1 pseudogene is annotated in these 251 nt (G+C 55.8%); it reads right to left on the reverse strand.

Going from position 1 to position 251, the window contains the following annotated elements:
• Nucleotides 1–251, reverse strand: a pseudogene (locus RTW80_RS30140) (50S ribosomal protein L3 N(5)-glutamine methyltransferase); the annotation flags it as partial.

Consider the following 251-nt stretch of genomic DNA (forward strand, 5'->3'; position numbering starts at 1 on the left):
CACCGGAATGCGTTCATTGACGCGGCGGATCACGCGTTCAACAATACGGTGTTTTTCGCTGGAGGTCAGACGCGCGGTGCGCATATCTTCCGGAATATCCAGCGGCAGGTAGAGCGAAGGCAACACCAGCTGTACGGCTTCATCCCACGGGTTATCGGTACCGTGACCGTACCAGATATTTGCCGCGCTGAAGCGGCTCACCGACCAGCGCAACATGTCCTGAATGGTTTGCAGCTCATTTACTGCTTCAT

Source organism: Escherichia sp. AM3 (genome assembly GCF_032029835.1).
In the GTDB taxonomy this organism is placed as follows: domain Bacteria; phylum Pseudomonadota; class Gammaproteobacteria; order Enterobacterales; family Enterobacteriaceae; genus Escherichia; species Escherichia coli.